Origin of the sequence: Pseudomonas sp. NPDC087336, assembly GCF_044744285.1 — a bacterium.
Lineage (GTDB): Bacteria > Pseudomonadota > Gammaproteobacteria > Pseudomonadales > Pseudomonadaceae > Aquipseudomonas.
In genome coordinates this window covers 1-1,882 of record NZ_JBIUYA010000075.1, presented here as the reverse complement: position 1 = coordinate 1,882, position 1,882 = coordinate 1, and the positions used below count along the sequence as shown (strand labels likewise).

Annotated in this window: 2 protein-coding genes; both read left to right on the top strand. The window is 57.2% G+C overall.

Annotation, left to right across the window (positions count from 1 at the left end; all coding sequences use genetic code 11):
* Positions 1–110 precede the first annotated feature (110 nt).
* Positions 111–1,142: an IS110 family transposase gene (locus ACIO0C_RS31240; RefSeq protein ID WP_401318362.1), complete on the top strand. Its 1,032-nt coding sequence runs from the start codon at positions 111–113 to the stop codon at positions 1,140–1,142.
* A 323-nt stretch (positions 1,143–1,465) separates the two neighbouring features.
* Entirely contained in the window at positions 1,466–1,867 is a 402-nt protein-coding gene (locus ACIO0C_RS31235; RefSeq protein ID WP_401318360.1) for a GFA family protein, read from the top strand.
* The last annotated feature ends 15 nt before the right edge of the window (positions 1,868–1,882 follow it).

Sequence of the window (1,882 nt, the reverse complement as noted above, 5' to 3'; positions counted from 1 at the left end):
GACAGGCAGTTATCGGCCAGAAGCAATGGGATGGACTCCTCCTCACCTCGGCATCTTGAGTGCCAGACTGAAGGTGCGAACCACAGTCAACAGTGAGAAGGAGTCCACACATGAAGCTTATGCGCATTGGGGTCGACCTGGCCAAGAACGTGTTTCAGATTCACGGAGTGGATCGTCATGAGCGGCCCATCTGGCGGCAGCGTTTACCTCGCGATCGCTGGCTGCAAACGGTGCTGGAAAAGATCGAACCCGGCTGCGAGATCGGCATGGAAAGTTGTGGCGGTGCGCACCATTGGGCGCGGCAGCTACAGGCACGCGGATTTCGAGTGAGGCTGATCGCGCCGCAGTTCGTCAAGCCGTACGTCAAGAGCAACAAAAACGATGCCAACGATGCCGAGGCAATCTGTGAGGCGATGAGCCGTCCCAGCATGCGCTTCGTCGCCGTCAAGACCATCGAGCAACAGGATATCCAAGCGACGCATCGCATCCGGGCCGGCTTAATCGAACAACGGACGGCCAAAGCCAATCAGATTCGTGGGCTGGTCGCCGAGTACGGCCTCGTAGCGCCGAAGGAGTTACTGATGCTGCGTCGTGCAATACCGTGCTGGCTAGAAGATGCCGATAATGGTTTGACGGCACGCTTTCGTCGTCTGCTGAACGGTTTGTGGGACGACCTGCGAGCACTTGATGACCGCGTGAGAGAACTCGATGGCGAGATATCAGCGATCGCGGCAAGTGACCCAGCGGCCGCCCGTTTGCAACAGCTGCGTGGCGTCGGCCCGATGATTTCCACCGCACTTGTTGCTGCCATCGGTGATGCCAGCCAGTTTGACAATGGCCGACAACTGGCCGCCTCGCTAGGGCTGACGCCAAAGCAACACAGCTCTGGCGGCAAGGATCGACTGCTTGGCATTAGCAAACGCGGGGATGCTTATCTGCGAACTCTGATGATCCACGGTGCGCGCTCGGCACTGCGCACAGCCAAATTCAAAGACGATCGACTTAGCCAGTGGGCTGTCCGTTTAGCCGAGCGCTCACATCCCAACGTGGCCGCTATCGCACTGGCTAACAAAACTGCACGCATGGCTTGGGCGATGCTGCGCAACGGCACTGATTACCAACCGGATCGAGCAGTAGCCTGACCTATTCATCCCGGGAGAAGCACCCTACACCACGATTGCGAAGCAACCCGAGCAATGGCAAACCGGTCGAACCGGCGTCGGCAAAACCCTCAAGTGTCCAGGTGCGCAAAGCACGTAGAAGCGATTGGGAGCCGACGCGCGAATAGCCCATCATGGCCCTGCATCGAATCGATGCCAAAGTCAGAGGCCGAATATACGTGTGCAGTCGGCACGGGCGCCAAAGTAAAGGAGGCTTGCAACGAGGAGGAGTCCATATACGGACGTTCGACTGATCAGATTCAGGCGGATAAGCTGGCGTCTTTTCCAGCGACAGGGACGAACGCATGACAGAGGTTTACCAGGGAAGCTGTCTTTGTACAGCAATCCGTTACGAGCTACTGACGACGCCAAAAGCAGTGAGTCATTGTTACTGTGGTCAATGCCGTAAAGGTCACGGGGCAGCATTCGCTTCGTATGGAAGCGTTCCCCGTAGCGCACTACGGATACTCAACGGCGCCGGGCACATCACCAGGTATTCGTCTTCAGAATCGGTGCTTCGCGAGTTCTGCGCGCGGTGTGGCTCGACTTTGTTCTGGTCACGTTCCCAAGGTGAATTTACCGATTGGGTTTCGATTGCACTGGGCACACTCGACAGCCCCTTCACGCCTCAGAAGCAAAAACACGTTCATGTCGACTCCAGAGTTTACTGGTATACGCCATCCAGCTCATCGCCTCAGATGGAATGACCGCAATGGGTCGAT

Coding starts and splice junctions, on each gene's coding strand:
- ACIO0C_RS31240 (WP_401318362.1), top strand. CDS start 111: ATGAAGCTTATGCGCATTGGGGTCGACCTGGCCAAGAACGTGTTTCAG.
- ACIO0C_RS31235 (WP_401318360.1), top strand. CDS start 1,466: ATGACAGAGGTTTACCAGGGAAGCTGTCTTTGTACAGCAATCCGTTAC.